The organism is Nocardia sp. NPDC058640, assembly GCF_042716995.1.
Taxonomy (GTDB): Bacteria; Actinomycetota; Actinomycetes; order Mycobacteriales; family Mycobacteriaceae; genus Nocardia.
This window is the reverse complement of record NZ_JBHXRG010000011.1, coordinates 1-23,637: the sequence shown is the minus strand read 5'-3', so window position 1 is coordinate 23,637 and position 23,637 is coordinate 1. Positions and strand designations below refer to the sequence as shown.

At 66.6% G+C, this 23,637-nt stretch carries 29 protein-coding genes; 19 read left to right on the top strand and 10 right to left on the bottom strand.

Annotated features, from left to right (window positions below; genetic code table 11):
• The first annotated feature begins 55 nt into the window (after positions 1 to 55).
• From ACFWU5_RS14990 to ACFWU5_RS14975, 4 genes are all read left to right on the top strand, one after another.
• Positions 56 to 832, top strand: a complete 777-nt coding sequence (locus tag ACFWU5_RS14990) for a CPBP family intramembrane glutamic endopeptidase (RefSeq protein WP_379267547.1) — start codon at positions 56 to 58, stop codon at positions 830 to 832.
• A gap of 205 nt (positions 833 to 1,037) precedes the next feature.
• The gene (locus tag ACFWU5_RS14985) at positions 1,038 to 2,438 is read left to right on the top strand and encodes an LCP family protein (protein ID WP_379267621.1); all 1,401 of its coding nucleotides are present in this window, start codon (positions 1,038 to 1,040) and stop codon (positions 2,436 to 2,438) included.
• Between the two features lie 9 nt (positions 2,439 to 2,447).
• Positions 2,448 to 2,978: a ferritin gene (locus ACFWU5_RS14980; RefSeq protein ID WP_379267546.1), complete on the top strand. Its 531-nt coding sequence runs from the start codon at positions 2,448 to 2,450 to the stop codon at positions 2,976 to 2,978.
• Between the two features lie 82 nt (positions 2,979 to 3,060).
• Positions 3,061 to 3,609, top strand: a complete 549-nt coding sequence (locus ACFWU5_RS14975; protein ID WP_378637846.1) for a ferritin — start codon at positions 3,061 to 3,063, stop codon at positions 3,607 to 3,609.
• 240 nt (positions 3,610 to 3,849) lie between these two features.
• Here ACFWU5_RS14975 and ACFWU5_RS14970 read toward each other — a convergent pair whose 3' ends face one another.
• From ACFWU5_RS14970 to ACFWU5_RS14955, 4 genes are all read right to left on the bottom strand, one after another.
• Positions 3,850 to 4,770 (bottom strand): DUF5926 family protein, encoded by a 921-nt coding sequence (locus ACFWU5_RS14970; protein ID WP_379245149.1) that lies wholly within the window; start codon positions 4,768 to 4,770, stop codon positions 3,850 to 3,852.
• A 136-nt stretch (positions 4,771 to 4,906) separates the two neighbouring features.
• Positions 4,907 to 5,674, bottom strand: coding sequence for a glycerophosphodiester phosphodiesterase (locus ACFWU5_RS14965; RefSeq protein WP_379245151.1), 768 nt, complete (start codon positions 5,672 to 5,674; stop codon positions 4,907 to 4,909).
• Positions 5,671 to 6,708, bottom strand: a complete 1,038-nt coding sequence (locus tag ACFWU5_RS14960; protein ID WP_379267545.1) for a DUF4328 domain-containing protein — start codon at positions 6,706 to 6,708, stop codon at positions 5,671 to 5,673. Before ACFWU5_RS14960 ends, ACFWU5_RS14965 begins: the two co-directional genes overlap by 4 nt.
• Positions 6,709 to 6,728: 20 nt before the next feature.
• Entirely contained in the window at positions 6,729 to 7,088 is a 360-nt protein-coding gene (locus ACFWU5_RS14955) for a rhodanese-like domain-containing protein (protein WP_379245154.1), read from the bottom strand.
• Positions 7,089 to 7,423: 335 nt separating this feature from the next.
• On the opposite strand from ACFWU5_RS14955, the gene ACFWU5_RS14950 reads away from it, so the two are divergent.
• From ACFWU5_RS14950 to ACFWU5_RS14935, 4 genes are all read left to right on the top strand, one after another.
• Positions 7,424 to 8,035, top strand: coding sequence for a hypothetical protein (locus ACFWU5_RS14950; RefSeq protein WP_379267544.1), 612 nt, complete (start codon positions 7,424 to 7,426; stop codon positions 8,033 to 8,035).
• Positions 8,036 to 8,198: 163 nt separating this feature from the next.
• On the top strand, positions 8,199 to 8,819 hold the full coding sequence (locus tag ACFWU5_RS14945; RefSeq protein ID WP_379245156.1) for a superoxide dismutase: 621 nt from the start codon (positions 8,199 to 8,201) through the stop codon (positions 8,817 to 8,819).
• Between the two features lie 269 nt (positions 8,820 to 9,088).
• A complete protein-coding gene (locus ACFWU5_RS14940) occupies positions 9,089 to 9,616 on the top strand; it encodes a peptidase (RefSeq protein WP_379245158.1) in 528 nt (175 codons plus the stop codon).
• Positions 9,617 to 9,970: 354 nt separating this feature from the next.
• Positions 9,971 to 10,672: a TMEM165/GDT1 family protein gene (locus ACFWU5_RS14935; RefSeq protein WP_379245160.1), complete on the top strand. Its 702-nt coding sequence runs from the start codon at positions 9,971 to 9,973 to the stop codon at positions 10,670 to 10,672.
• A gap of 4 nt (positions 10,673 to 10,676) precedes the next feature.
• On the opposite strand, the gene ACFWU5_RS14930 is transcribed toward ACFWU5_RS14935, so the two are convergent.
• Positions 10,677 to 11,309, bottom strand: coding sequence for a TetR/AcrR family transcriptional regulator (locus tag ACFWU5_RS14930; protein WP_379245162.1), 633 nt, complete (start codon positions 11,307 to 11,309; stop codon positions 10,677 to 10,679).
• 48 nt (positions 11,310 to 11,357) lie between these two features.
• Positions 11,358 to 12,236 (bottom strand): SDR family NAD(P)-dependent oxidoreductase, encoded by an 879-nt coding sequence (locus ACFWU5_RS14925; protein WP_379245164.1) that lies wholly within the window; start codon positions 12,234 to 12,236, stop codon positions 11,358 to 11,360.
• A 149-nt stretch (positions 12,237 to 12,385) separates the two neighbouring features.
• Here ACFWU5_RS14925 and ACFWU5_RS14920 point away from each other — a divergent pair, with 149 nt between their 5' ends.
• Entirely contained in the window at positions 12,386 to 13,153 is a 768-nt protein-coding gene (locus tag ACFWU5_RS14920) for an SDR family NAD(P)-dependent oxidoreductase (RefSeq protein ID WP_379267543.1), read from the top strand.
• Here ACFWU5_RS14920 and ACFWU5_RS14915 read toward each other — a convergent pair.
• Positions 13,150 to 13,344: a hypothetical protein gene (locus tag ACFWU5_RS14915; RefSeq protein ID WP_379267542.1), complete on the bottom strand. Its 195-nt coding sequence runs from the start codon at positions 13,342 to 13,344 to the stop codon at positions 13,150 to 13,152. The genes ACFWU5_RS14920 and ACFWU5_RS14915 overlap by 4 nt on opposite strands.
• 47 nt (positions 13,345 to 13,391) lie before the next feature.
• Here ACFWU5_RS14915 and ACFWU5_RS14910 point away from each other — a divergent pair, with 47 nt between their 5' ends.
• Together ACFWU5_RS14910 and ACFWU5_RS14905 are read left to right on the top strand one after the other, a co-directional pair.
• Entirely contained in the window at positions 13,392 to 13,859 is a 468-nt protein-coding gene (locus ACFWU5_RS14910; protein WP_379267541.1) for a hypothetical protein, read from the top strand.
• Entirely contained in the window at positions 13,856 to 14,215 is a 360-nt protein-coding gene (locus tag ACFWU5_RS14905; protein ID WP_379267540.1) for a hypothetical protein, read from the top strand. The genes ACFWU5_RS14910 and ACFWU5_RS14905 overlap by 4 nt, the downstream gene beginning before the upstream one ends.
• A gap of 5 nt (positions 14,216 to 14,220) precedes the next feature.
• Here the strand turns inward: ACFWU5_RS14905 and ACFWU5_RS14900 are convergent, their stop codons facing one another.
• From ACFWU5_RS14900 to ACFWU5_RS14890, 3 genes are all read right to left on the bottom strand, one after another.
• The gene (locus ACFWU5_RS14900) at positions 14,221 to 14,670 is read right to left on the bottom strand and encodes a GNAT family N-acetyltransferase (RefSeq protein WP_379267539.1); all 450 of its coding nucleotides are present in this window, start codon (positions 14,668 to 14,670) and stop codon (positions 14,221 to 14,223) included.
• A gap of 103 nt (positions 14,671 to 14,773) precedes the next feature.
• Positions 14,774 to 16,672, bottom strand: coding sequence for a molecular chaperone HtpG (htpG, locus tag ACFWU5_RS14895; RefSeq protein ID WP_379267620.1), 1,899 nt, complete (start codon positions 16,670 to 16,672; stop codon positions 14,774 to 14,776).
• A gap of 76 nt (positions 16,673 to 16,748) precedes the next feature.
• Positions 16,749 to 18,335, bottom strand: coding sequence for a TM0106 family RecB-like putative nuclease (locus tag ACFWU5_RS14890; protein WP_379267619.1), 1,587 nt, complete (start codon positions 18,333 to 18,335; stop codon positions 16,749 to 16,751).
• A gap of 242 nt (positions 18,336 to 18,577) precedes the next feature.
• Here ACFWU5_RS14890 and ACFWU5_RS14885 point away from each other — a divergent pair, with 242 nt between their 5' ends.
• The 8 genes from ACFWU5_RS14885 (at position 18,578) to rraA (ending at position 23,491) form a co-directional block, all read left to right on the top strand.
• Positions 18,578 to 19,252: a DUF6474 family protein gene (locus tag ACFWU5_RS14885; protein WP_379245174.1), complete on the top strand. Its 675-nt coding sequence runs from the start codon at positions 18,578 to 18,580 to the stop codon at positions 19,250 to 19,252.
• Positions 19,253 to 19,256: 4 nt separating this feature from the next.
• The gene (locus ACFWU5_RS14880) at positions 19,257 to 19,835 is read left to right on the top strand and encodes a hypothetical protein (RefSeq protein ID WP_379267538.1); all 579 of its coding nucleotides are present in this window, start codon (positions 19,257 to 19,259) and stop codon (positions 19,833 to 19,835) included.
• Between the two features lie 40 nt (positions 19,836 to 19,875).
• Positions 19,876 to 20,526, top strand: a complete 651-nt coding sequence (locus ACFWU5_RS14875; RefSeq protein ID WP_379267537.1) for a YcnI family protein — start codon at positions 19,876 to 19,878, stop codon at positions 20,524 to 20,526.
• A 92-nt stretch (positions 20,527 to 20,618) separates the two neighbouring features.
• On the top strand, positions 20,619 to 21,113 hold the full coding sequence (locus tag ACFWU5_RS14870) for a copper resistance CopC family protein (protein WP_379267536.1): 495 nt from the start codon (positions 20,619 to 20,621) through the stop codon (positions 21,111 to 21,113).
• Positions 21,114 to 21,117: 4 nt separating this feature from the next.
• Positions 21,118 to 22,050, top strand: a complete 933-nt coding sequence (locus ACFWU5_RS14865; RefSeq protein WP_379267535.1) for a copper resistance D family protein — start codon at positions 21,118 to 21,120, stop codon at positions 22,048 to 22,050.
• Between the two features lie 65 nt (positions 22,051 to 22,115).
• Positions 22,116 to 22,574 (top strand): SRPBCC family protein, encoded by a 459-nt coding sequence (locus ACFWU5_RS14860; RefSeq protein WP_379245182.1) that lies wholly within the window; start codon positions 22,116 to 22,118, stop codon positions 22,572 to 22,574.
• A 1-nt stretch (position 22,575) separates the two neighbouring features.
• A complete protein-coding gene (locus ACFWU5_RS14855) occupies positions 22,576 to 22,956 on the top strand; it encodes a DUF5313 family protein (protein WP_379267534.1) in 381 nt (126 codons plus the stop codon).
• A 46-nt stretch (positions 22,957 to 23,002) separates the two neighbouring features.
• Positions 23,003 to 23,491, top strand: a complete 489-nt coding sequence (gene rraA / locus ACFWU5_RS14850) for a ribonuclease E activity regulator RraA (RefSeq protein WP_379245186.1) — start codon at positions 23,003 to 23,005, stop codon at positions 23,489 to 23,491.
• The last annotated feature ends 146 nt before the right edge of the window (positions 23,492 to 23,637 follow it).

Below are 23,637 nucleotides of genomic sequence, written 5' to 3'. Positions count from 1 at the left end.
GGGCTGGTGCGGTGGCTACGCATCCCTCGGTGGTTCGGTGCTTACACTGCGCGGCATGCGCGTGGATCCTTCGGATGGTCAGTTGGGCGAGCGGGACCGGTTCGGGTTGCGGGTGGAGATCGCGGTCGTTCTGCTGGTGACCTTTGGGTTGAGTGGGATCAGTGCTGGTCTGTCGCTGCTGGATTCGGCGTTGTCGCCGGGTGGGATCGGTGGGCGGACCGTGGCGTTGAACGCCTCTCGGTCGAATAATTCGTTTCTGGATCTGCTGTTTCAGCTCGTGGGGGTGACGCGGCTGTTGGCGTGGGCGGCGCTGGGGCTTTATCTGTTGTGGCGCAGCGGGATCGGGCCGCGGTTGATCGGGCTGGCTCGGATTCGGCGTGGGGATGTGGTGGCGGGGTTGGTGCTGGCCGCGGTGATCGGGGTGCCGGGGTTGGGGCTTTATTTGATCGCCCATGCGATGGGGGTCAGTGTGACCATCGTGCCTAGTTCGTTGGCGGAGCAGTGGTGGCGGTTGCCGGTGTTGGTGTTGTCGGCGTGTGCGAATTCGGTCGCCGAGGAAGTGCTGGTGGTGGGGTATCTGATCACGCGGCTGCGCAAGTTGGGGTGGTCGGAGAATTCTTCGCTGGCGGCTTCGGCGCTGCTGCGGGGCAGTTATCACCTGTATCAGGGGCTGGGCGGGGGGCTCGGAAACGTCGTGATGGGGGTGATCTTCGGCCGATATTGGCAGCGTACGAACCGGTTGTGGCCGCTGATTCTGGCCCACGCGACGATCGACGCGGTCGCCTACCTCGGTTACAACGTGCTGCGGGGGCGAGTGGGCTGGCTGCCCTGAGCCCTAACGCGCTGAGCTAGCAATGCGGACTGAGCCGTCAACGCCGTGAGCGGGGCGTCCGCACATCGCGCGGGCAGCGTGTCGCGGCGAGTTTCACCACATCGGCGCGTTTCGCGCTAACACGCACCCTCTCACGGGGTATCCAGTAGTGACCGAGCGCGCAGAACCGCTGCGCGTCCCCCACGATCAGTAGAGTTTGACGGTGATGAACGGCGACGAACCCCGCGAGGACCCCCGTACACGCCGGGTGCCGCCGCCTATGGGCCGCCCCGGTGGTCCTCCCATGCCTCCGCAGGGCCGCGGTCCAGACCCCCGTTACGGCCGTCCGCCCGGCCACGATCGCCGTCCGGATCCCCAGGACGGGCCCACGGTCCGCTACAACCCGGCGCCTCGGCGCGGCGCGTCGCACGTGGAACCCACGCAGGTGATGCACCGCGGCAACTCCGGTGACCAGCCGCTGGCCTATTCGCAGACCCCGCCCGAGAAGTTCCCGCCGCGTCGTCCGCCGCCGAACCAGCCGCCGCCGCGCCGGGAACCGCCCCGTCGCGAGCAGGGCGGGCACGCGCCGACGCAGCGACCGGTCCACCATCACGACGGCGTCCCGCCTCGACGCAACCGTCCGCCCGTCGCCCCGGGCAGGCAGGCGCAACCGCCGCGACGCAGGCGCAAACGTCATCCGTTCCGGTGGTTCACGGTGATCATCGGGCTGCTGGTCGTGGGTATGATCGCCGCGGTCGTGCACCTGGACAACTCGCTGACCCGCATCGCCGCGCTGACGAACTACAGCGACCGCGTGCGCGACACCCCTGGCACCAACTGGTTGTTGGTCGGCTCCGACGGCCGCGGCGACCTCTCCGAAGAGCACCAGCAGGAACTGGCGACCGGCGGCGATACCGGCCCCGAGCGCACCGACACGATCATGCTGGTGCACATCCCGTCGTCGGGTCCGACCACGATGGTCAGCCTCCCGCGCGATTCCTACGTGAGCATTCCCGGCCACGGCAAGGACAAGCTCAACGCCTCGTTCGCGCTGGGTGGACCGGAACTGCTGGTCCAGACGGTGGAAGTGGCCACGGGTGTGCGAATCGACCATTACGCGCAGATCGGTTTCGGCGGTTTCGCCGGCGTCGTCGACGCACTGGGTGGGCTCGAGATGTGCCTGGACCAGCCGATCGTGGACCCGCTGGCCGGGCTCGATCTGCCCGCGGGCTGCCAGGAACTGAACGGCCCGCAGGCGCTGGGTTTCGTGCGTACCCGCGCGACGCCCAATGCCGACGTGGACCGGATGAACCATCAGCGCATGTTCATGGCGGCGCTGTTGAAGAAGGCGACCAGCATCGGCACGCTGGCGAACCCGTTCGCGTTGTGGCCCATGGCCACCGGGGTCGCCGGGTCGCTGAAGGTCGACAACGGTGACCACATCTGGAACCTGGCCGCACTGGGCTGGGCGATGCGCGGCGAGACCGTCACCACCAGCGTGCCGATCGGCGGATTCGACGACACCGACGTGGGCAATGTGCTGCTGTGGGACAAGGCGAAGGCGACCGGGTTCTTCGAGGCGTTGGCCACCGATCAGCAGATCCCGGAGGAGCTGCTCACGCGGTAACGTCGAGGTATGGCCGAGAACTCGACATTCGACGAACTGCTTCGTGACCAGGTCAGGAACGGTCTGACCGCGGCACATCAGTATCTGGCCGCCGCGGTGTACTTCGACGCGCAGGACCTACCGGAGCTGGCCGCGCAGACCTACGCGCGCTCCACGGCCAACCACGGGCACGCGATGCGCATGGTGCAGTACCTGCTCGATCGCGATGTGCCGTTCACGATCGGCGGGCTGGACGAGGTGCGCCCGGATTTCGATTCCCCGCGCGCGGCGATCGCGTTCCTGCTCGATCGGGAGCGCGTGACCACCGCGCAACTGAGCGGTTTGGTCGCGGCCGCGCGTGTCGCCAATGATTTTCTCGGCGAGCAATTCATGCAGTGGTTCCTCGGCGAACAGGTCGACGATGTCGCGGGGATGACCACGCTGCTGACCGTGCTCGACCGGCAGGACAACCTGTTCGACGTCGAGGAATTCATTCGACGCGAATTGCGCGGCAAGGCCCCCGTGGACACCACCGCACCCCGAATGGCCGGTGCTAGTTAGGAATTGCTTACTTAGGCAATACTGCCCTCAATAAGGTTGCACTTGGATGACAACGCGGTGTGACCAGCATTAATGTGGCCGCATGTCGATTCATCCGGAAGCCCCGCGAAGCAAGTTCCACACTCTGCTCCAAGACCAGATCCGGCATGAGTTCAACGCCGAACATCAGTACATCGCCATTGCGGTGTGGTTCGACAACAACGACCTGCCGCAGCTGGCCAAGCGTTTCTACGCGCAGTCGGTGGAAGAACGAAATCACGCGATGATGATCGTGCAGTATTTCGTGGACCGCGACATCAGCGTCGAGATCTCGGGCATCGACGCGGCGAAGTCGAAGTTCGAATCCGCGCGCGAGCCGATCGAGTTGGCACTGGCCCAGGAGAAGACGGTCACCGATCAGATCGTCCAGCTGGCCAGCACCGCTCGTGAAGAGGGCGATTACCTCGGCGAACAGTTCATGCAGTGGTTCCTGAAGGAACAGGTCGAAGAGGTCGCGCACATGACCACGCTGCTCAATATCGCCGATCGCGCCGGGTCGAACCTGTTCGACCTGGAGGCGTTCATGTGGCGTGAGCTCAGCACCCCGAAGGACGCGTCCGGCGCGCCGTCGGTGGCCGGCGGCAGCGTCTAGCTACCAACGCGAAAAGGATTCGGCTCGCACGCGGCGAGCCGAATCCTTTCTGCATATCACCAGCCGGAGCCGGAACCGCCCGAACCCGTGTTGGCGAAAAGGGTGCCGATCACGATCTGGGCCAGTCCTGCGATAGATCCGAGAAATTCCACGATGCCTCTTTCGTTCGATCACCGAGTGTCCGGCTCGATCGTGAATCTAGCCGTCACACCCCTGTGAAAGAGGCATGTTTCATTAAGTTCAGCGCAGGGTGACCTGACGCGAACGCAGACCATCGCGCGAACGACGCTCTTCGGTGGTCATCGGCTCGTCCGACGCCAGTGCCTCGGCCAGGCGGGCACCGAACTCGCGCGCGGGGGCCTCCCACTCGGCCGGGTGGCGCTCGGGATCCAGATCGAACACCGGCACCAGCAGGCCGTGCGTGCGGAACGAACCCGCGAAACGCGAACCCTCGCCCATGTGCAGGCCACCGGTGGCGTGCACGCGAGCCAGCGCCAGCATCAGCGCGTCCTCGTCCTCGGGACGCACCCAGCGCACATGCGCCTTCTCGCCCGCGTCGACCCACCAGGCCGCGCCGACGGAATCGGGGCCCAGGTTCAGGCGCGCCGACGGCATGATGGCCTGCTTGGCCTGCTCGATCGTGGCCGCCACCTGCGGATCGGGGGTGACGCCCTCGGGCACCCACCAGTCGAAGTCCTGGTGCACGGTCAGTTCCAGGTCGGCGCCGGGATCGATGACGTCGGCCAGGCGCGGACCACCCTCGATCGACTCGGCGGACTCCAGCGACTCACCGGGCTCGGCGGACTGGGTCCACAGGATCGCGGCGGCGATATCGGCCGACGGGTCCTGCCCACGGAACTGCATCTGGGTGCCGACGAAACCGACGGGCTCGTCACCGGCACGCACCAGCGCGGAGACCGCACCGGGCAGCACGGTGGCCAGGGTGACCTCACGCTGCGCGGCCACACCTGGCGCGAGCTTCAAGGTCGCGGTCGCCGACGGCACGAACTCCCGCAGCGCCACCAGATCACATTCGGCGGCAAGCCCTTCGAACGGCCGGGTGACAGCCGTTGATGCCTGCTCCTGCGCCGCACGCCGCTGCGCGAGACGCTGAGCCCGATTACTGTCGGGCTTCGGACTGTTCCGCTTGCTTTTACCCACGGGGGGAGTTTATGGGCGTGCGGCATGTTCGCTGACCGCGACCCCTGTGGAGTTGCGAAATGGTGTCGACAGGACGTCGCGCCCAGTCCGTCGGACCGCGGGTGTGCGCGCCGTCGCACTGCGGGCGTGCAGGCCGTCAGACCTGTGCCAGTAGTGCTTTCGTTCGACCCGGATGGTTGGTCGCGACCCAGCTGACGCCCAGGTCTGCGCACAGGGTCACGTCTTCGGGATCGTCGACGGTCCAGCAGTAGGTTGCCCGGCCCGCCGCGGCAGCTTTATCGACCAGTTCCGGGTGCTCGCGCAAGGTTTTCACCGATGGTCCTACTGCAGTAGCGCCGACCGTGGTGGCCGCGCCGCCGCCGAGGAATCGCGAGGACTCCCCCAGCAGCACCGTCGGCAGAAGCGGTGCGGCGCGGCGGATTCGCCACACGGCGGTTGCCGCGAACGACATCACGACCGCGCGCGAATGGTCCGCCGAGGCCGGCGTGGCGATGCCGAAACGCTGCAGTTCGGCGAGCACCTTGTTCTCCACCAGCGCGCCGTAGCGCACGGGATGCTTGGTCTCGATGAACAGCTTGGTGGGGCGGGTGCGCCAGTCCAGGACCAGGCCGATCAGGTCGCTGAGGGCGAGCACGCTCTGCGGTTCGTCCTCGGTGCCGAAGTTGGTGTCGCGCAGCTCGTCCAGGGTCAGTTCGCTGACCAGGCCGGTGGCGTCGGAGGTGCGGTCGATGGTGCGGTCGTGCACGCAGACCAGGTGCCCGTCGCGGGTGAGCCGGACGTCGCATTCGACGCCGTCGGCCCCCTCCTGCAACGCCAACTCGTACGCGGCGAGGGTGTGCTCCGGCTTCGCCGCGGACGCACCACGATGCGCCACCACGAATGGCGGGCGATTGCTCTGGCTCACTTGGCCCCGACCTCCTCTTGCGAATTCTGCTCCATGCGACCGGAATTCGCGCGTTCGACCTCATCGATCGGCTCTGGGATCGCGCCCGGCTCGACCGGTGCGATCACCACCTCGGCGGGATCGGCGGCCATCACCCAGCGGTGTGCCGACCTGACCTGTCCGCGCAGGTCACGGCCTTCCAGCGTGCGCACGGTCCACAGCGTGAGCACCGCGAAACCGGCCGCGCACAGGTTGGTGAAGCCGCTGAACGACACGCCATCGGCTTCGGCCTGCAGGGTCCCTGCGTCGCGCCACAGCGTCGCCGCGATCAACAGCAGACCGCTGAAAGCCCAAGCGGCCCACCAGATTCGCACGGCTTTGAGCTTGCGCGGTTCGGGCTTAGCGCCGATCAGTTCGGTGAGGAACACACCCGGCCAGACCAGGTTCACGCCCGGCACCAGGCAGCCCGCGATCAGCGACCACCGCCTGCGCGGATCACGCCTGCCGTGCGCGGCGAAGACGGCCTTGCGCGCTTCGATCAGCCAGGCCACCAGCGACACCGCGGTCACCAGTGCGCAGATCGGCGCGAGCAGGCCGAAGATCCACACGGTCGCGTCGGAGAACCACAGCAGCCAGCTGGGGATCAGGCGGGTGCGGTTCTGCAACAGGATCAGGTAGCGACCGTATTCGGCGCAGGCGGCGAGCAGGAACGCGAGGGCGGTCCACACCAGCAGGCGGTCGCGGTGGGCGGCCAGGCCGCGCAGCGGGCGCTGCGGGGCGGGCGCGGGCATCGCGGGCGGGTCGAGCAGGCCCCAGCGTGGGGTCTGGGTGTAGCGCGGGGTCGGGTCCAGGGGGGCCTGGGTGGTGCCCGCGGCCTTGCGGGTGCGGTGGTCGGGTCTGCGCGCGACCCAGCGGTAGTTGCGCTGGGTGGGCGGCGCGTCGACCTTGCCCGGCGACAACAGCACGCCACGGCAGCGCGGGCACCAGTGCATCGGCGCGCCCTGCACGGCCCAGCGCGCACCACAGCGCGCACATGGTTGCACCACCGAACTCACCCGCGCACCCCGCTTCCGGACTAGTAGATCTTGGCTTGATGTTCGCCGTCGGCGACGACCGGGCGGCCGGTCTGCTGCCAGGCCACCATTCCCCCCGCGACGTTGACAGCTTCGTACCCGATATGGGCGAGGTAGCGAACGACCTCGATGGAACGACCGCCCTGCCTGCACACGACGTAGAGCTCGGCGTCGATATCGAGCTCGTCGAGGCGGGCGGGCACATCCACCATCGGGATGTGGATCGCGCCGGGGGCGTGCCCGAGGTTCCATTCGTCGGGTTCGCGCACGTCGAGCAGTTGCGCGCCCGGCGCCGGGTCCGCGCGGTCGAACGCGGTGGGTACCGCACCCACCGGCACCGTGGGGACATCGGAGCTCGTCACGCCTCGATCCTGCCATGCCGCGCGCGTGCTCGGGCGAGCCTGTGCTGCGACGATCGAATCGTCGAGGTCCAGCAATCGGTCAGCACACTTTCGCCGGCGGGCGGGCGTCAACCGCGCTGACGGGCCCGCGGGCTTGTTCGGGAACGACCGATCCGAGACTCCCCTCCATGTCATCCCGGAGCGGTCGTTCGCCGCTGACGTCGGGATTCGCAAGTTCGAACTGTCCCGACATCTACTTGGACGCAAGCGGGGCCCATTCGGTTCCATAAAAACGAGATCAATAGAGAAAATCTTAAATCCTGGGATCTGGGCGGTCGGATCGGTAGCCTGAGCGCATGAACGTGAGCAGGGGGCTACTCGACAGTTTCGACATCAACGGCTTGAATACCGCTTTGTCCGAATCCACGTGTCTAGGGGTAGATGTGGATGCCGCGGCAGGACGGCTGCAGCTCGCACTCGAGGTGCTGACGTTACCCACGGATGGACCCGCGCCGATCGACACGAAAGTGCTGCTGACCTTCACCGGAGTCACCCGGGTCGCCGCCTCGCTGCGCATCCAGCGCTGGGACGACGTGGACCCGCGCGTGCTCCCACTGACGCTGGATCAGCTCGACGAAGCCATCGAGAGCTTCGGCGGCGGCGGGCTGCACGGGTGGGAGTTCATCGACCTCGACGACAGCGGCTGGACGCTGTGGAGCGAACTGCTCAGCTTCGACACCGTGCTGGATCAGCGGATCGCGGCGCATGTCATCGAGTTCTCGCAGGAAGAGGGGATCGACCCGCGCGAACTGGATGTGCGGGTGTGGTTCGACAAGATCGTGATCACCGACCCGGCCGGGATGGAAATTCCGATGGCGGAGTTCATCGACGGTGGTCGTCGCTGGTGGGACGCGCACGCTTCGGGTGATGCCCGGACGTCGAAGGCCGATATCGCACCGCCGCTGTAATTTTGGCGCGCTCGGGCGGGGCGCGTCGCTTCGGGAAAGACATCTCAGGCCGTCGGGGAATCGGGGGCACTGGTCGCGGGTTGCACGGTGCGGGTGTACGAATGATGGTTGGTGTTGTCGTCCGAACTGGGCGCACACAGCCCGACATACGGAAAGGGACATCGTGGCCGTCTACACGCTGCCGGAACTCGATTACGACTTCGGCGCACTGGAGCCTTACATCTCCGGTGAGATCAACGAGATCCACTACACCAAGCACCACGCGGCCTACGTCGCAGGCGCCAACAAGGCCCTCGAGCAGCTCGAGGAAGCCCGTGAGTCCGGCGATCTGGCCAGCATCCTGCTGCTCGAGAAGAACCTGGCCTTCCACCTCGGTGGCCACTACAACCACTCCGTCTGGTGGAAGAACCTGTCCCCCAACGGCGGCGACGCACCGGAAGGCGACCTGGCCGCGGCCATCGCCGACCAGTTCGGCTCGTTCGACAAGTTCCGCGCGCAGTTCACCGCTGCCGCCAACGGCCTGCAGGGCTCCGGCTGGGCCGTGCTCGGGTACGACACCCTGGGCCAGAAGCTGCTGACCTTCCAGCTGTACGACCAGCAGGCCAACGTGCCCACCGGCATCATCCCGCTGCTGCAGGTCGACATGTGGGAGCACGCCTTCTACCTGCAGTACAAGAACGTCAAGGCCGATTACGTGACCGCGTTCTGGAACGTCGTCAACTGGGCTGACGTGCAGGACCGCTTCTCCCGCGCCGTGACGCAGGGCAAGGGCCTGATCTTCTGATCCGCCTCTCCGGGTATTTTGCCGGTCGTAGGTAGCGCCGCAGGTTCGTAACCGGACCGGCGGTCGGGTGCCCCAGGCTTCTGGGCGTGCCCGACGAGTTACCCATGTCCTCGCGAAATCAGGCGTTGCGCGAAAGACCTCCCAGGAAACTGGGGGGTCTTTTTGCGTAGATTGCCCGTTCTGGCACTCGTTGGTACTTGTGTGCCAGATGGGTATAGGGCTTTCCTGTGTATACGGGCACAGTCGCCCCCGTTAGTCGGGAGGCCATCATGAACACGCAGGGTCCGATCGGGATCACGCCGTTTCAGGCGCGGGGTCAGTTGCGGGGGTTCGTGGTTTCGGGGCGGTGGCCCGATACCACCAAGGAGTGGGCGCAGGTGTTGGTGTTGGCGGTGCGGGTGGCGTCGATGCCAGGGTTGCTGGTGACCAGCACGGTGTTCGGGGTGCGCGAGGAGCTGCCCGACGATCCCGAACCGGGCACGGTCGGGCTGGTGATGGCGGAGGGGCCGGTACTGGGGGCGGAGGCGATCGAACCAGGTCGGTTCGCCGCGCATGTGCCGCCGGCGTTGCTGATGCTGCATCCGCCGTCGGAGACTCGGCCGTCGCTGCCCGAATGCGCGGGGGCGGCGTCGGGTTGTGTGCTGTTGCCCGGTGTGCCGCATCTGGGTTTGGAGCATCGTGCGGCGTGGGCCGAGGCCGAACTCGACGGCACGATTACGTCGTTGGTGAGTCGGGTGGGGATGGATTTGATCAGCGATCCCGACACGGCCGTGCTCGCAATGCTGCTCGCGGCCTGAAACTTTCACGGTTCGCCGGCTCAGCGAACGGCCGGCAAAGGGCTTGCGTGATGTCCGAATCAGGGAAACCTAACTATCGCCGCCGCGTACCCAAACTTCTTGTGTCCATTGAGATTTGGCTTACTCGAGGTTGGCATACGCGGAGCAACCGGACTACAGTGGTCAACAGCGAAGGGGAGTAGCCCGCAATCGCACAGTCGACATACTGATCGCCGCCTCAGGCGCGGTCCGGCTGCGCGAACCGGTCACCACCGGTGGGCGAGACCTTCGGCCACACAACCGATCCGTTGACCGGTGTGGCTGAAGGCACCCGTCTCAGCCGCAGGCCGGAGTATTTCCCTGGGAGCTGAATCCATGATCGCCACCATCGCGCTGAGTTTCGGCGTCATTTTCCTCGCCGAACTGGGCGACAAATCGCAACTCATGGCCCTGACCTTCTCGCTGCGCTACCGCTGGTGGGTGGTGTTGGCGGGCATCAGCGTCGCCAGTGTTGCCGTGAACCTCATCGCCGCGGGCGTCGGCCATTTCCTCGGCACCGCACTTCCCGCGAACGTCATCGCCGTGATCACCGCACTCACCCTGCTCGTGGTCGGCCTGTGGACCTTGCGCGACGCGTTGACCAGCACCGATGACGTCGACGACGCGCCGCTCGCGCCCAGTGCGCGCAATGCCCTGCTCGTGGTCATCTCCGCGTTCACCCTCGCCGAACTCGGCGACCGCACCATGTTCGCCGCCGCCGCCCTGGCCTCGCACAACAGCTGGTTGGCGGTGTGGATCGGCTCGGTGTTGGGCATGGTCGCCGCGGGCGGGCTCGCGATCGCGGTCGGCAAGCTGGCGGGCAAGCATTTGCCCGAGCGTGGGATCGCTATCGCTTCGGGTCTGCTGTTTCTGTTCTTCGCGGCGAAGACTGTGCTCGACGCGTTCGTGCCCGGGCTGGGTGGTTGGGGTTCGGCGGGGCTGGCTCTGATCGCGCCCGCGATGGCGGGGGTCGTGGTGTGGCGTCGGGGTGGCAAGCCTGCCGCGCACGACCGGGAGCTCGCCCAGATCGCGAGCTGAGAGATCAGGCGAAAGCGTTGCCGTAGAGCGTGCCCGAGCGCGCGGCCAACGCGATCAATTGGTCCTTGATGCCGCGCAGACTTTCCGGGTCGTCGGCGGCGATCCGGCCGGTGACGATGGCGCCGATCGCGGCGGCCAGGGTCGCGCACGCGAACTGCTGTTCCTCGGTCTCCGCGCCGAGCATCGCCGCGACCACCGCCACGAAACGGTGTTGCAAGGCCATTCGCGCTTCGATCGCCGACGGGCCCACCGCGTAGACCTCCACCAGGAACAGGCGCGCGGAGGCGGGGTCGTCGATCATGTGGTCGAAGTAGGCGGTGAGGATGCGGTCCATTCTGGTCAGCGCGTCGGTGTCGGCACACTCAGCGATCACGGCCTGCAGCTTCTCGGCCAGTGACTGGGACACCCGGTCGAAGGCCGCGTTGAAACAGTCCTCTTTCGACCGGAACAGCTCGTAAAAAGTTTCCCGTGAAACCCCGGCTCGCTTGAGCACGGCCGCGACCGGGGTGCCGACGTAACCGCCCACGGTCATCGCCTCGCCCAGCGCGATCAGAATGCGTTCACGCTGGGAAGCCACCACTTCTTCGCGCGACAGGTGGTGCCGTCCACGGGGAAGCTGGCGCAGTGATTCGCTCACGATGGTGACTCCGTAACTCTTGCGGCTGACGCCACGGGGGGTTCACGGTCAGGACTGACGTTCCATTTTGCGGGGTCGGGCGGGTTGTTCGGTGGTGAACGGGACGTCTTCGACGCGGGCGATCTCGACGGCGCGGGCCAGGCGGTCGCCCTGCACTCGTTGCACGACCAGTTGGGCCAGCAACCGGAACGGTCGGACCAACGCTACCCACCACGGCGAGACAACGGTCTTGCGTCGTCGCGCGATCGCCCGTTCCATCGCTTCGACCGCGGGTCCGATCGGCGAGTTCCCGGTCAGCGAGGTCTCCCCCAGCACCGTGCGCGCGGCCGCGGTACCGAAACCGCGCACGGTCATCTCGGTGTCGATCCCGGCGAAATAGGTGACACCCACCTTCGCGCCGGTGGACCGCAATTCCGTGCGCAAGGTGGCGCCCAGCGACGCGACCGCCGCCGCCGACGCGCTGTACGCACCGCCGAGCGGCAGCTGGACCGAGGTGGAAATCGACGACATCATCAGCACATACCCGCGCGGGTGCGAAAGATGCGCGCCGGCCGCGGACACCACATAGGCCACGCCGAGCACATTGACCGCCAGGGTTTCCTCCAGCACCGAGATGTCCCCGCCGATCATCGCCATCTGCTTGGCGATGCCGGCATTGGCCACCAGCACATCGAGCCCACCCAGCTCCGCCACCAGCGCCTCGACCACCCGGTCGACCTGCGCCCGATCGGCCACATCGCAATACCGCCACGGCACCCCACCGCATTCCGCGGCAACCTCGGCGAGCAGTTCCGGTTCCAGCCCGAGCAGCGCGACGTGCGCCCCGCTCGCGGCCAACCGCCGAGCCAGCGCGGCCCCGATCCCGCGTGCGGCCCCGGTGATCAGGACCTTACGTCCGGCCACGGTTCGACCGGCGAACGATCTCATGACGGCACGCTACCACCGGTAAACACCGGTGTTCACGGTGATTTGAACCCCACCCGGAATGGGTGTTCCAGACCACACCCCGCACGCGCTAAGGTGCCCTTATTGGCAAGCGGCGCAATAAGCCGCCTCACCTACAGATTGGACCGTTCGTGGAGATTTCGGGTTCCGCAGCCATTGTCACCGGGGGCGCTTCCGGCCTCGGTGCCGCTACCGCCAAGCGTCTCGCTGATGCGGGTGCGACCGTGTTCGGGCTGGATGTTCCGGCGTCCATCGAGCGTGCGGGCGACAACGTCCCCGCCGGTGTCACCCTGATCGCGGCCGACGTGACCAGTGGCGACGAGGTTGCCGCCGCGATCGCCCAGGTCACCGAGGGCCCCGCGCCGCTGCGCATCGTGGTCAACTGTGCCGGTGTCGGCTGGGCCGGACGCATCCTGTCCAAGAACGGCCCGCACGACCTCGAGCTGTTCCGCACCGTCATCACCGTGAACCTGCTGGGCACGTTCAACGTGATGCGCCTGGCCGCCGACGCCATCGCCAAGACCGAACCGGTCGACGAGTACGGCTCGCGCGGCGTGGTCATCAACACCGCCTCGGTCGCGGCCTTCGAAGGCCAGATCGGCCAGATCGCCTACTCCGCGTCCAAGGGCGGCGTCCACGGCATGACCGTCCCCGCCGCCCGCGACCTCGCCCAGTTCGGCATCCGCGTCAACACGATCGCCCCCGGCATCATCGACACCCCCATGCTCGCCGGCGTCACCCCCGAATACCGCGCAGGCCTGGAAGCCGGCGTCCCCTTCCCCTCCCGCCTGGGCCGCCCCGACGAATACGCCCAGCTGGTGGAATACATCGCCGCCCACGACTACCTCAACGGCGAAACCATCCGCATGGACGGCGCCCTACGCATGGCCCCGCGCTAGAGATCGTCTTCTCGAACGGCGCCTTGCTCACCGAGCATGGCGCCGTTCGCCTTTCGCCGACGCACTCGCACGGCTGCCAGATGGATCGCCTCACGAATGATCTCAACCTCGTCGGCGCGCGAATCAGCAGCCGCCTTGATGGCGGCAAGATCCGCCTCCTCGACAAACACAACCTTGCCCACCAATGGCATGCACACATCCTATCCGAATTCAGAACTAGTTCTGATATTGTTGCCGCATGAGTGTGACGGCGAAATGGTCCGACTTCCTACGCGACCCGAATCGGGTCGTCGAAGAGATGGAGGCGAACGGGGAGGTCATCCTCGTTCGTCGGTCGGCACCCTCCGTGCGCCTGTCCAGCGCTGATGCCTCTGCCGCGAGCAACGACACCTTGTCGGCGATCATGCAGTTGCTCGCCGTCACGCTCGATGACGAGATGCTCGACCGCATGGTCGACCGGCTCGCGCTGGTCTTCCCGTGGATCGAATTGCTGCCTGAAGCCTCTCGCGTCGAGTTCATGGGCGAGTTTCTCAGCTTGGCTCGTGGTGGGCTGGCCGTCGGTCGCGTCGACCGGCTCGCCACCATGCTCGAAGCCTGGAAGGAAACGGCACGCGCCTACGCCGATCCGCAAATCAGCGTGGATGGGTCAGATCTGCATTACCTGGAAACCCCCGAGCCCGTCCCGGCACCGGAGGCGCACAGGTGAGCAAGAAGTCGGATGTACCTCGACCACTGAAGCGCACCGAATACGAGATCGTGTTCATCTCCAGTGAAGCGCAGAAGGGCTGGATCGACTGTCTGGCAGTCGCGCGGAACGCGACGGTCGACGCCTGGGAGCGACTCACGACGAATCCGCAGGAGATCTCGGCGCGACTGTACCCGCTCAAAGGTGAACTTCGGTACGGCTCGTACGCGGGCACCACCTACGAGCGATTTCAGTACAAGATCACTGATGGTGGCCGCCTGTGGTATTTCGTCGAGCCTGCACCCAAAGGGAGCCGGACGGCTGGGCGGGTTCTGCTCGAGCGTTGCATGACCGCTCACCCGAAGGAGACCGATTAGCGAGGTCAGACCGGGCGGGTGAAGGTTATGAGGGATCTGCCTGGGCCGTTGTAGTTGGGGATGGGGCCGGTGACGGTGAAGCCCAGGCTGCGGTGGAAGTCTATCGAGGTGTAGTTGGTGGGGGAGGTTATGGCGGTGACTGTGGTGCGGTTGTCGGAGCGGGCGAGGGTGAAGAAGGCTTCGTAGAGGGTGCGGCCCAGGCCGGATTTTCGGGTTTCGGGGCGGACGGCTACGAAGTGGATGTAGGCGGTGCGGGGGTCCGAGGGGGAGCCGAAACCTATGAGGAAGCCGGTGAGTTCGTCGTTGTCGGTGGCGATCAGGCTGGTTCGGTGGAAGTGGTCGAGGAACATTCGGGGGAGGTTGTGGACGGCTGCTCGGCCCCACCAGTTGTCGACGACGGCGATGATTCGGTCGTAGTCGTCGGGTCTTGCTCGACGGATGTTGTGCCCCACCATTACTCAATGGTGGACCTGCTCAGGCCTGTCAGCACCAGAATTGCTGGTGAACAAAACTGCCCGCTGCCGGAAGTGGGCAGCGGGCAGTTTCCAAGAACCAGGCTCAGACCGTGCGGGTGAGCCTTTCGGTGAGCAACTGAGCGAACCGCGCCGGGTCCTTGAGTTCGCCGCCCTCGGCGAGAACCGCTGTGCCGTAGAGCAGTTCGGCGGTTTCGGCGAGTTCGGGGACCTTGCCTGCTTCGGCGTCGGACTTGCGGGCGTCGTAGGCGTCGCGCAGGCCGGTGACCAGGGGGTGGGTGGGGTTGAGTTCCAGGATTCGCTTGGACTCGGGCAGGGCCTGGCCCGACGCTCGGTACATGCGTTCGAGCATGGGGGTGAAGTCGTAGACGTCGCCGACCAGGCAGGCGGGGGAACTGGTGAGGCGGTTGGTGAGGCGGACCTCTTTGGCCACCTCACCCAGCGTGCTGCCCAGCCAGGTGAGCAGGTCGCCGAAGTCCTTGTCCTGCTGTTCGCGCAGGGCTTCGGTTTCCTTCTTCTCGTCCTCGGTTTCCAGGTCGACCTCGCCCTTGGCGATGGACTGGAACGGCTTGCCCTTGAACTCGGGAACCGAGCCGACCCACATCTCGTCGACGGGGTCGGTGAGGATCAGGACCTCGAGCCCCTTGGCCGTGAAGGCTTCCAGGTGCGGCGAATTCTCCACCTGCGCACGGCTTTCGCCGGTCATGTAGTAGATCGAGTCCTGGCCGTCCTTCATCCGCTCCACGTACTGCGCGAGCGTGGTGAGCTCGGATTCGGAGTGGGTGGACGCGAAAGACGAGACGGTGAGCAGGGTTTCGCGGTTGTCGGTGTCAGACAGCAAGCCCTCCTTGAGGACTCGACCGAACTGCGACCAGAACGTCTGGTACTTGGTCTGATCCTCGGCGGACTGCATGTCCTTGATCGTGGACAGCACCTTCTTGACCAGGCGCTTGCGGATCATCTGGATCTGCCGGTCCTGCTGCAGGATCTCGCGGGAGACGTTGAGCGAAAGGTCTTGGGCGTCAACGACTCCCTTGACGAACCGCAGGTACTCCGGCATGAGTTCTTCGCAGTTGTCCATGATGAACACCCGACGCACGTACAGCTGCACGCCGCGCTTGTGCTCGCGGGTGAACAGGTCGAACGGCGCGATCGACGGAATGAACAGCAGCGCTTGGTATTCGAAGGTGCCTTCGGCCTTCATCGGGATGATCTCGAGCGGCTCGTCCCAGGCGTGCGAGACGTGGTGGTAGAACTCCTTGTATTCCTCGTCGCTCACCTCGCTCCGGGGCCGCGTCCACAATGCCTTCTGCGAGTTGAGGATCTGGTCTTCGACCAGGATCTTCTCGACCTTGTCCTCGCCCTCGCCCTCGGTCACCGTGCGCTCGACCTGCATGCGGATCGGCCAGGCGATGAAGTCGGAGTACTTGCGTACGATCTCGCGCAGTTTCCATTCCTGCGTGTAATCGAACAGGTGGTCGTCTTCGTCGGCGGGCTTGAGTTCGAGGGTCACCGTGGTGCCCTGGGGGGCGTCGGGCACGGTGTCGATGGAGTAGGTGGAGCTGCCCGCGGCGGCTTCCCAGCGGGTGCCTTCGGTTTCGCCGGCCTTGCGGGTGGTGAGGACGACCTTGTCGGCGACCATGAACGTGGAGTAGAAACCGATGCCGAACTGGCCGATCAGTTCCTCGGCGGCGGCGTCGGACTTGGCCTCGGTGAGCTTGCGGCGCAGGTCGGCGGTGCCGGATTTGGCGAGTGTGCCGATCAGGTCGATCACTTCGGCGCGGGACATGCCGATGCCGTTGTCGCGCACGGTCAGGACGCGCTTGTCCTGGTCGACCTCCAGCTCGATGTGCAGGTCGTCTGTGTCGGCGCCCAGGTCTTTGTCCTGGTAGGCGGCAAGTTTGAGCTTGTCCAGCGCGTCGGAAGCGTTCGAGATCAGCTCGCGCAGGAAGGTGTCTTTGTTGGAGTAGACCGAGTGGATCATCAGCTCGAGGAGCTGGTGGGTTTCGGCCTGGAACTCGAGGGTTTCGACGTTCTGCTCAGTCACGCCGCCGATTTTATTACCGTCCGTAATCCGCCAGTGAAGGAACCTCGGCAACTGCGCGCTTCGACATCCATTCGCGCAGGACTTGAGTGGCGCGAACGTCGTCTTCGTTGTAGACGAACAGGCGGGTGCGCTGGGACATGTCGATGTCGTCGTCGTAGCCGACGGCCCGGCGGTACCAGCCCATCGACGCCTCGCCGCCCGCTTCCGGATCGCGCCAGCCGAAGCCCGCGACGGGCGCGATCTTCTTGAGGCCCTTGCCGTTCGGGCAGATGAACTGCTCGGTGACGGCCTGGAACATGTCGACCCATTCCTTCGAATCGACGAAGGCGCGCACTTCCTCGTGGGTGGGGATGCCGGGGCGGCCGGCGAAGCGGCGGGCCGATTCGTAGAGCCACTTGTCTTCGGCGGTGCGTGAATAGCAGTAGGCGGCAAAGGTTTTGCCCGCGGCGTGGGCTTCGGCGCGACGTTCCATCAGCCAGGTCCAGAACTCGCCGAACGAGCGGCCTTCGTCGGGAGTGGGCAGGGGGTCCCAGGTGACGAACGGGCGGTAGACGCCGTCGAGCAGGGTGCCCCACAGGTAGGCGCCGTCCTCCTGGTAACTCTCCAGGTCGACGTCGATTTCCACATCGGCGCGACGCACGCTGACCTGCTCGAACCGGCGCACCAGCGGGGCACCGTCGATCCAGGCGCGGGCGGTGACGACGGTTTCGGCGAAGGGGCCGTGCTGCCAGTCCTCGGGGTCCTCGCCTTCCCATGCGGCGAGTTCGTCGACGGTTTCGATGCCGTGCAGGCGCAAAACGTCCGCGCGCGAACCCGGCGCGACCAGGCTGACGTCACGCATCTGCGCCAAAGTCGCCTCGCAACTGGGCTCACCGTCGGCCCCACGTACCCACCACGGGCACTGCCTGCACTCGGGCACCTTGGACGGCTGGGTCGGCAGTTCGCCGCGCACCACCGCGATGCGGTCGGCGTACCGCTGGTCGTAATCGGCCAGCACCGTGGTCAGGTCGTGCACGAGGATGCGGTCGCCTGCCAGGCCGATCGCGCCGCCGATCAGGGCGGGGCTGGCCATGCCGTACCGCTGCAGCATCCGGTACAGGTGGGCAAGACGTTGCTGGTCACGGGGTTGCGGGCGCAGTTTCACCGTTTTGTCGCGGCGGGGCTGCCACTGGAACAGGTTCGAGGTCAGCGGGTGGAAATCGGCCGGGTCGGGCCTGCGCGGGTCGGTGACCTTGTGGTTGACCACGATGATCGGGATGTAGCCGCCGCGGTCGTTGTCGCGCAGCAGGAACTCGACACCGCCGCGTCGACCGGTGTCGGCTTCCTGGGGCAGCAGTCCGCCCCAGATGCGGGCGGCGCCGGATTCGATGGCGGCCATCGTCGCGGCGGCCTTGGCGGCGCCGCGCAGTTCCGGGTCGATCACCACCCAGTCGGCGGGGGCGGCGGCGACCAGTTCGTCGCGGATCTTGGTGCGATGGGCGGTGGCGGCGTCGCGACGCTGCTGCACGCCCGGATCCTCGCGAACCTGCGCGAGCACGCCGGGATGCTGCGCGTCCAGCCGCAGGCGGTGCCTGCACCCGATCAGCGAGCGCGCGTCCAGGAACGCGGTGCGCGAACCCCCGCTGTCGGGACCGCGATCGGGCGCAGCGGAAGGGCGGGCCGGGCTACGCTCCGGCTCGCCGTCGAAGTCGTCCTCGGCTGGTCGCACGCAAGCAGTATGGCCTCTCCCCCCGACACATTGCCCAATCGCTACCCTGAGCCCACTACGCTACGAAGAACGGCAGGCCGCTTGGAGGCGGTGCTGCCTCATGACATGGCGAGCATGACGGAGGGCCTGATCTCATGGGGTTGTTCAGCAAGCGTAAGCGGCGGCCCAGCCGTCGCGCTGAGGCGAAAGCGCTCAAGCACAAAGCGGCGGTGGAGGCGAAGCTGGGCGCCAAGAACGAGCGCAAAGCCGCCAAAGCGGGCGAGCGCGTGAACCGGCGCACCGCCAAGGCACAGGCGCGCACGGCCGACAAGGTGGCCAAGGCGCAGATCGCGACCCTGCAGGCCGAGGAGAAGGCCGCACAGAAGGCCGCGGCCAAGGCCGAGCGCGAACTGTTCAGCGCGGGCCAGATCCGCAAGTACATCGGGGTCGCGCGGGTGCTGATCCCGGTGCTGGCGCCGCTGGCCTACCGCGGGGCGACGCTGGTGCGCGGGCAGCTCGACGCGCGCAAGGCGCAGCAGCTGGGCATCGGGATGGACCAGCTGGGCGAGTTCAGCGGGCACGGTGCGCGGCTGCAGGCTCGCATCACCAATACCGAGGAAGCGCTGGACAAGATCGCGGCCGACAAGGGCGCCGACGGCGACACCAAGAAGTTCGTCGAAGCGGCCCGTTCGCGACTGGCCGATCTGAACGTCGCGGTGAAGACCGCCGAGCAGATGCCCGCCGCGCGACGCAAGGCTGTGCACGCGTCGATCTCGGCCGAGCTCACGGTGCTGGAGAACGACGTGCTCGCCCGCCTGGGCGTTCGCTGATCCTGTGATCACGCCGCAGCTGTCCTCCCGCTTGCGCGGTGGTGGCTGCGGCGTACTCGTGGGGGCGCTGGCTGTCGCCGCGCACGGGGTCGGTGATGGTGGGGTGCCGCGGTCCGCGGAAGTTGCTCTGCTGCTGCTGGTTTCCGCGATGGCGGGAGTGTTCGCGACGAAGTCCGGTGCGGCCGCGCATGATTCGGTGCCGAAGATTGGCCGACGATGGCGCGAGCTTGTTCCGGCTATGAGCGGGTACCCGGTGGTGCGAACGGCCGGTGCGTTGATCGCGGGACAGTGGGCTGGGCACTTCGCGTTGTCGGCGACGCTGGATCACCACGGCGGGTGGTTTCATCTGCCGAGCGTGCCGATGATCGCGGCGCACTTGGTTGCTGCATTCGCCTGTGCCGCACTGATTCTCGTTGCTGAGCGGCTGTATCTCGTTGCGTCCAGCGTTGTTCGGGCGGTGCTCGGTGCGCCTTCGCCTGTTATCGGGGCACGGGTTGCTCGATGGATTGCCACTGTCCGCGTTGTTCGCGTGGCACGTGCGAAGGGTGCGCGATGTCCGCGCGCACCGCCGTCATTCGCTTGATTCGCGATGACATGACTCTTCGGACGACAAGGCAAATCCATTGCACAACTTCATTACTCGTAGCACCGGCACCGTCGCACTCGCGGCGGGACTGGTCGTGGCCGCTTGCGGTTCGGCGGCCGCGCATGTGACCGTCGACGCGCCGGGCGCTGCCAAAGGCAAGTACACCGTGGCCACCTTCAAGGTGCCCACCGAATCCGACACCGCGTCTACCACTGGACTTCGCGTCACCGTGCCGAACCTGAAAAGTGTTCGGACCGAACCGATGCCGGGATGGACGTCGAAGGTCGAGCGCAATGACAAGGGCGAGTCGGTGGCCGTTGTCTGGACCGTCGAACCCGGGAACACAGGCGTCGGGCCGGGGCAGTTCCAGCGGTTCGTGCTCTCGATCGGGCCGCTGCCTGATCAGGAGACGGTGAATTTCCCTGCGCAGCAGACGTATAGCGATGGGAAGGTCGTTGCTTGGGATCAGCCGAGCACGGGTGGTGCCGAACCTGAGCACCCGGCGCCTGCACTCACACTGACCGCGAAGGGCGGTGCCGAAGGTAGCGATCATCAGGTAGCCGCAGCCGAAAGTCCTGCGGAGACAGACACTGTCGCGCGTTGGCTCGGTGGTATCGGTCTCGCGCTCGGCCTGTTCGCCGCGGCGCTGGGCCTCGGTCTGGTGTTCCGATCCAAGCGGTCGTCGTGATGCGCGGCGCAAGCGGTTCGCCCCAGCCCACGACACTCGGCCCCTCCGCACGACGTCGTACCCCCGCGCGCCTGCTCGTGACCTTGCTCGCCATGCTGTTCGCTTGCGCGTTCGCGGCGGCGGGTGCGGCCAGTGCGCATTCGGGTGCGGTGAGCAGCGTTCCCGAGGACAAGTCGACCGTCGATGTGGGCCCCGCGCGGGCCAGCATCACCTTCAATGAGGAACTGCAGCAAACCTTTCCGACCCTGACCGTGGTCGGCCCGGACGGCAGGCTGTGGTCGAAGGGCAACGCGCAGGTCGAAGGGCGAACTGTCAGTGTGGAAGTCGGTGAGTTGGGGCCGGTCGGTGAGTACACGATCGCGTTCCGGGTCACCTCCGCTGATGGTCACTCTGTCACCGGGACAAGGACTTTCACACTGAGTAAGGCGGGCACCGGTACGCCGGGTGCGCGCCCCGGTGCGGATGAGTCCGAGGGCGGCAGTGGCGGCGGTGTGCCCGTGTGGGTGTTCATCGTCGGCGGTGTGGTGCTGTTCGGTGCGGGTCTGGCGGTGGCCTTGCTCGGCGGCCGTTCCGGTCGCAAGAAGTAGTTCGATGACGACCGGTCGCCGGGTATCCGGCTCTACACGGGTCCTGGCACCGGTCGTCATTGCCGCACTCACGGGCGTGTTCTCGGCGTGGATTCTGCGTCATACCAACGGTTTTCCGTGGGTGGCGTTCGCGCGGGTCACCGCCGACGGCGCGGGCGCGGTGGTGCTCGGACTGGCCGCGCTACCCCGCCTCGACGACCGGCTCACCGTCGCCTGGCGCCCACTGGCCGTGCTGGCAGGCATCTGGTTCGCCGCGGAGTTCGCGCTGCTGTTGTGCGAGGCCGCCGAGATCGTCGGCGTGACCGTCGCAGAGCTCACCGCCTCGGAGTTCACCACCTTCCTCGGCCGACTCAGCGGCGGCCAGATCGGCATCGCGATCCTGTTCTGCACCGGCGCGATCGCCTGCTACGCGGCCATGGCCTTCCGCCGCCCCGACATAGCGTCGGCCGACCTCGTGCTGGTCTTCGCCGCCGTCGCCCTGTCGCTACGCCCGATCACCGGCCACATGTCCCAACAAACCCTGGGTTCGGTCCTAGCCGCCCTGCACGCACTGGCCGCCGCCTGCTGGCTCGGCCTCCTACTGGCCATGGCCCTGACCCTGCGCACCCGCGGCGCCTGGGCCACCACCCTCCCCCGCTTCTCCACCGCCGCCGCTCCCCTGGTCGCCATCGTCGCACTCACCGGCCTGATCAACGGCCTGGTGCGCGTCGGCGGCCTCACCCCCTTGCTGACCACCGGCTACGGAAGAATCCTGCTGGCAAAGCTCACCATCCTGTGCGGCCTGATCGCACTGGGCTGGTGGTGGCGCCGAACCTGGGTCCACAAAGCCACCACCCACCGCACCACCGCCCAAACCTCCCTACGCAACGCAACCCTCGAGGTCGTGGTCATGGCAGTCGCATTCGGCCTGGCAGCAACCCTGGCCGTCACCGCGTAGTCGCCTCGGTCACGTTCGGTGTCGAGCGCTATTTCAGACATCCGGCACCTATTACAGTGACGAGCATGACCGAAGTGAGGATTGTTGAGAACGGCAACGCCCCCGCCGAAGCAGCGTTCGCGTTCATCAACGACTACCGCAATCTGCCGAAATTCTGGTACGGCATCGAGTCCTTCACCCCGGTCACCGCGCAGACCGACGGTGTCGGCGCGAAGTTCGACGGGAAGATGAAGTTGGGCCCCGCGTCGCTGACCTCGCGTATCGAGGTCGTGGGCTGGGAGGAGGGCCGGTTGATCGCCACGAAGTCGATCAAGGGCATCGAGATCGTGTCGACCTTCAAGTTCATTCCCACCGGTGACGCGACGTGCACCGTCGACGCGCTGATCGACTTCAATGTCGGTGGCGGTATCGCCGGCAAGGTGTTGGGCAAGACCATCGAGCCGTTCGTGAAGATCGCCGTCAAGCACACCACCGATTCCCTCATTCGGGAGATCGAGAAGAACTACCGCGAACAGCAGTCCTGAGATGAGCGCGCGCAGCACCCCGAACCTCCCCGAACGCGTCGGCTACATCTGCGGCCGGACCCTGCCGCCGTCGATGCGCGACTGGGTGCTGCGCGACCTCACCGGCCCCGGCGCCACCCGCCGCTATCTGCTGCGCATCCTGGTGCCGTTGCTGCCGGTGATGGCCCTGTTCCTGCTGGTGCCCGGCCCGGCGTGGATGGGCCTGTCGATGGCGGCGTTGCTGTATCTGCCGCTGATCTACTTCACCATCGCGCTGACGTACGTGTTCCGCCGCAATCGCCTGCTGCGCCACGGGCTCGACCCCGAACTGGCCGACGCGGGCGCACGTGCCAAGGAACAGGTGCAGCGCACCGCGTACGAGCAGCGGCACGGCCGAGCCTGACAGCCTCGCACTGGCGAAACCGGACCGGCCTGACACAATCTCAGTCATGACCGAATCAGGCAATGTTGTGGCCACCGCCGATCTGGCCGACGAGATCGGCCCGCAGATCCGCAGCTGCGATACGCAGTTCATCCAGTTCGGCGGGCGCGCCGAGTTCGCGGGCCGGATCACCACGATCCGCTGCTTCCAAGACAACCTGCTGGTCAAGCAGACCCTGAGCACTCCGGGCAACGGCCGGGTCCTGGTGGTCGACGGCGGCGCCAGCGTCCACACCGCCCTGGTAGGCGACATCATCGCGGGCCGCGGCGTGGACAACGGCTGGGCCGGCGTGATCGTCAACGGCGCCGTCCGCGACTCCGCGATCCTGCGCACCCTCGACATCGGCGTGAAGGCCCTGGGCACTAACCCCCGCAAGAGCACCCAAACCGGCAGCGGCGAACAGGATGTGCCGGTCGAGTTCGGCGGCGTCACCTTCATCCCCGGCGAAATGCTCTACAGCGACTCCGACGGCGTAGTAGTCCGCGCGGAGGACTGAACTCCCCAATTCCGCCACGCCCATACAAAACCCACCCCCACCTGCGACCCATAGGGAGCAGCGGCCACGCAGTGGCCGTAGCGGCCCGGCCGCGAGTTAGCCGCCGTTGCGTCCGAGGCGCAGCCTCCAGCAACGGTGGCTAACTC

Bases quoted from the DNA above. Each gene is read 5' to 3' on its own strand.
- ACFWU5_RS14985 (WP_379267621.1), top strand. From the start codon at position 1,038: ATGAACGGCGACGAACCCCGCGAGGACCCCCGTACACGCCGGGTGCCG.
- ACFWU5_RS14855 (WP_379267534.1), top strand. From the start codon at position 22,576: ATGAGCGCGCGCAGCACCCCGAACCTCCCCGAACGCGTCGGCTACATC.
- ACFWU5_RS14865 (WP_379267535.1), top strand. From the start codon at position 21,118: ATGACGACCGGTCGCCGGGTATCCGGCTCTACACGGGTCCTGGCACCG.
- ACFWU5_RS14990 (WP_379267547.1), top strand. From the start codon at position 56: ATGCGCGTGGATCCTTCGGATGGTCAGTTGGGCGAGCGGGACCGGTTC.
- ACFWU5_RS14975 (WP_378637846.1), top strand. From the start codon at position 3,061: ATGTCGATTCATCCGGAAGCCCCGCGAAGCAAGTTCCACACTCTGCTC.
- ACFWU5_RS14910 (WP_379267541.1), top strand. From the start codon at position 13,392: ATGAGTGTGACGGCGAAATGGTCCGACTTCCTACGCGACCCGAATCGG.
- ACFWU5_RS14870 (WP_379267536.1), top strand. From the start codon at position 20,619: ATGCTGTTCGCTTGCGCGTTCGCGGCGGCGGGTGCGGCCAGTGCGCAT.
- htpG (WP_379267620.1), bottom strand. From the start codon at position 16,672: ATGATCCACTCGGTCTACTCCAACAAAGACACCTTCCTGCGCGAGCTG.
- ACFWU5_RS14885 (WP_379245174.1), top strand. From the start codon at position 18,578: ATGGGGTTGTTCAGCAAGCGTAAGCGGCGGCCCAGCCGTCGCGCTGAG.
- ACFWU5_RS14980 (WP_379267546.1), top strand. From the start codon at position 2,448: ATGGCCGAGAACTCGACATTCGACGAACTGCTTCGTGACCAGGTCAGG.
- ACFWU5_RS14940 (WP_379245158.1), top strand. From the start codon at position 9,089: ATGAACACGCAGGGTCCGATCGGGATCACGCCGTTTCAGGCGCGGGGT.
- ACFWU5_RS14915 (WP_379267542.1), bottom strand. From the start codon at position 13,344: ATGCCATTGGTGGGCAAGGTTGTGTTTGTCGAGGAGGCGGATCTTGCC.
- ACFWU5_RS14950 (WP_379267544.1), top strand. From the start codon at position 7,424: ATGAACGTGAGCAGGGGGCTACTCGACAGTTTCGACATCAACGGCTTG.
- ACFWU5_RS14900 (WP_379267539.1), bottom strand. From the start codon at position 14,670: ATGGTGGGGCACAACATCCGTCGAGCAAGACCCGACGACTACGACCGA.
- ACFWU5_RS14860 (WP_379245182.1), top strand. From the start codon at position 22,116: ATGACCGAAGTGAGGATTGTTGAGAACGGCAACGCCCCCGCCGAAGCA.
- rraA (WP_379245186.1), top strand. From the start codon at position 23,003: ATGACCGAATCAGGCAATGTTGTGGCCACCGCCGATCTGGCCGACGAG.
- ACFWU5_RS14935 (WP_379245160.1), top strand. From the start codon at position 9,971: ATGATCGCCACCATCGCGCTGAGTTTCGGCGTCATTTTCCTCGCCGAA.
- ACFWU5_RS14925 (WP_379245164.1), bottom strand. From the start codon at position 12,236: ATGAGATCGTTCGCCGGTCGAACCGTGGCCGGACGTAAGGTCCTGATC.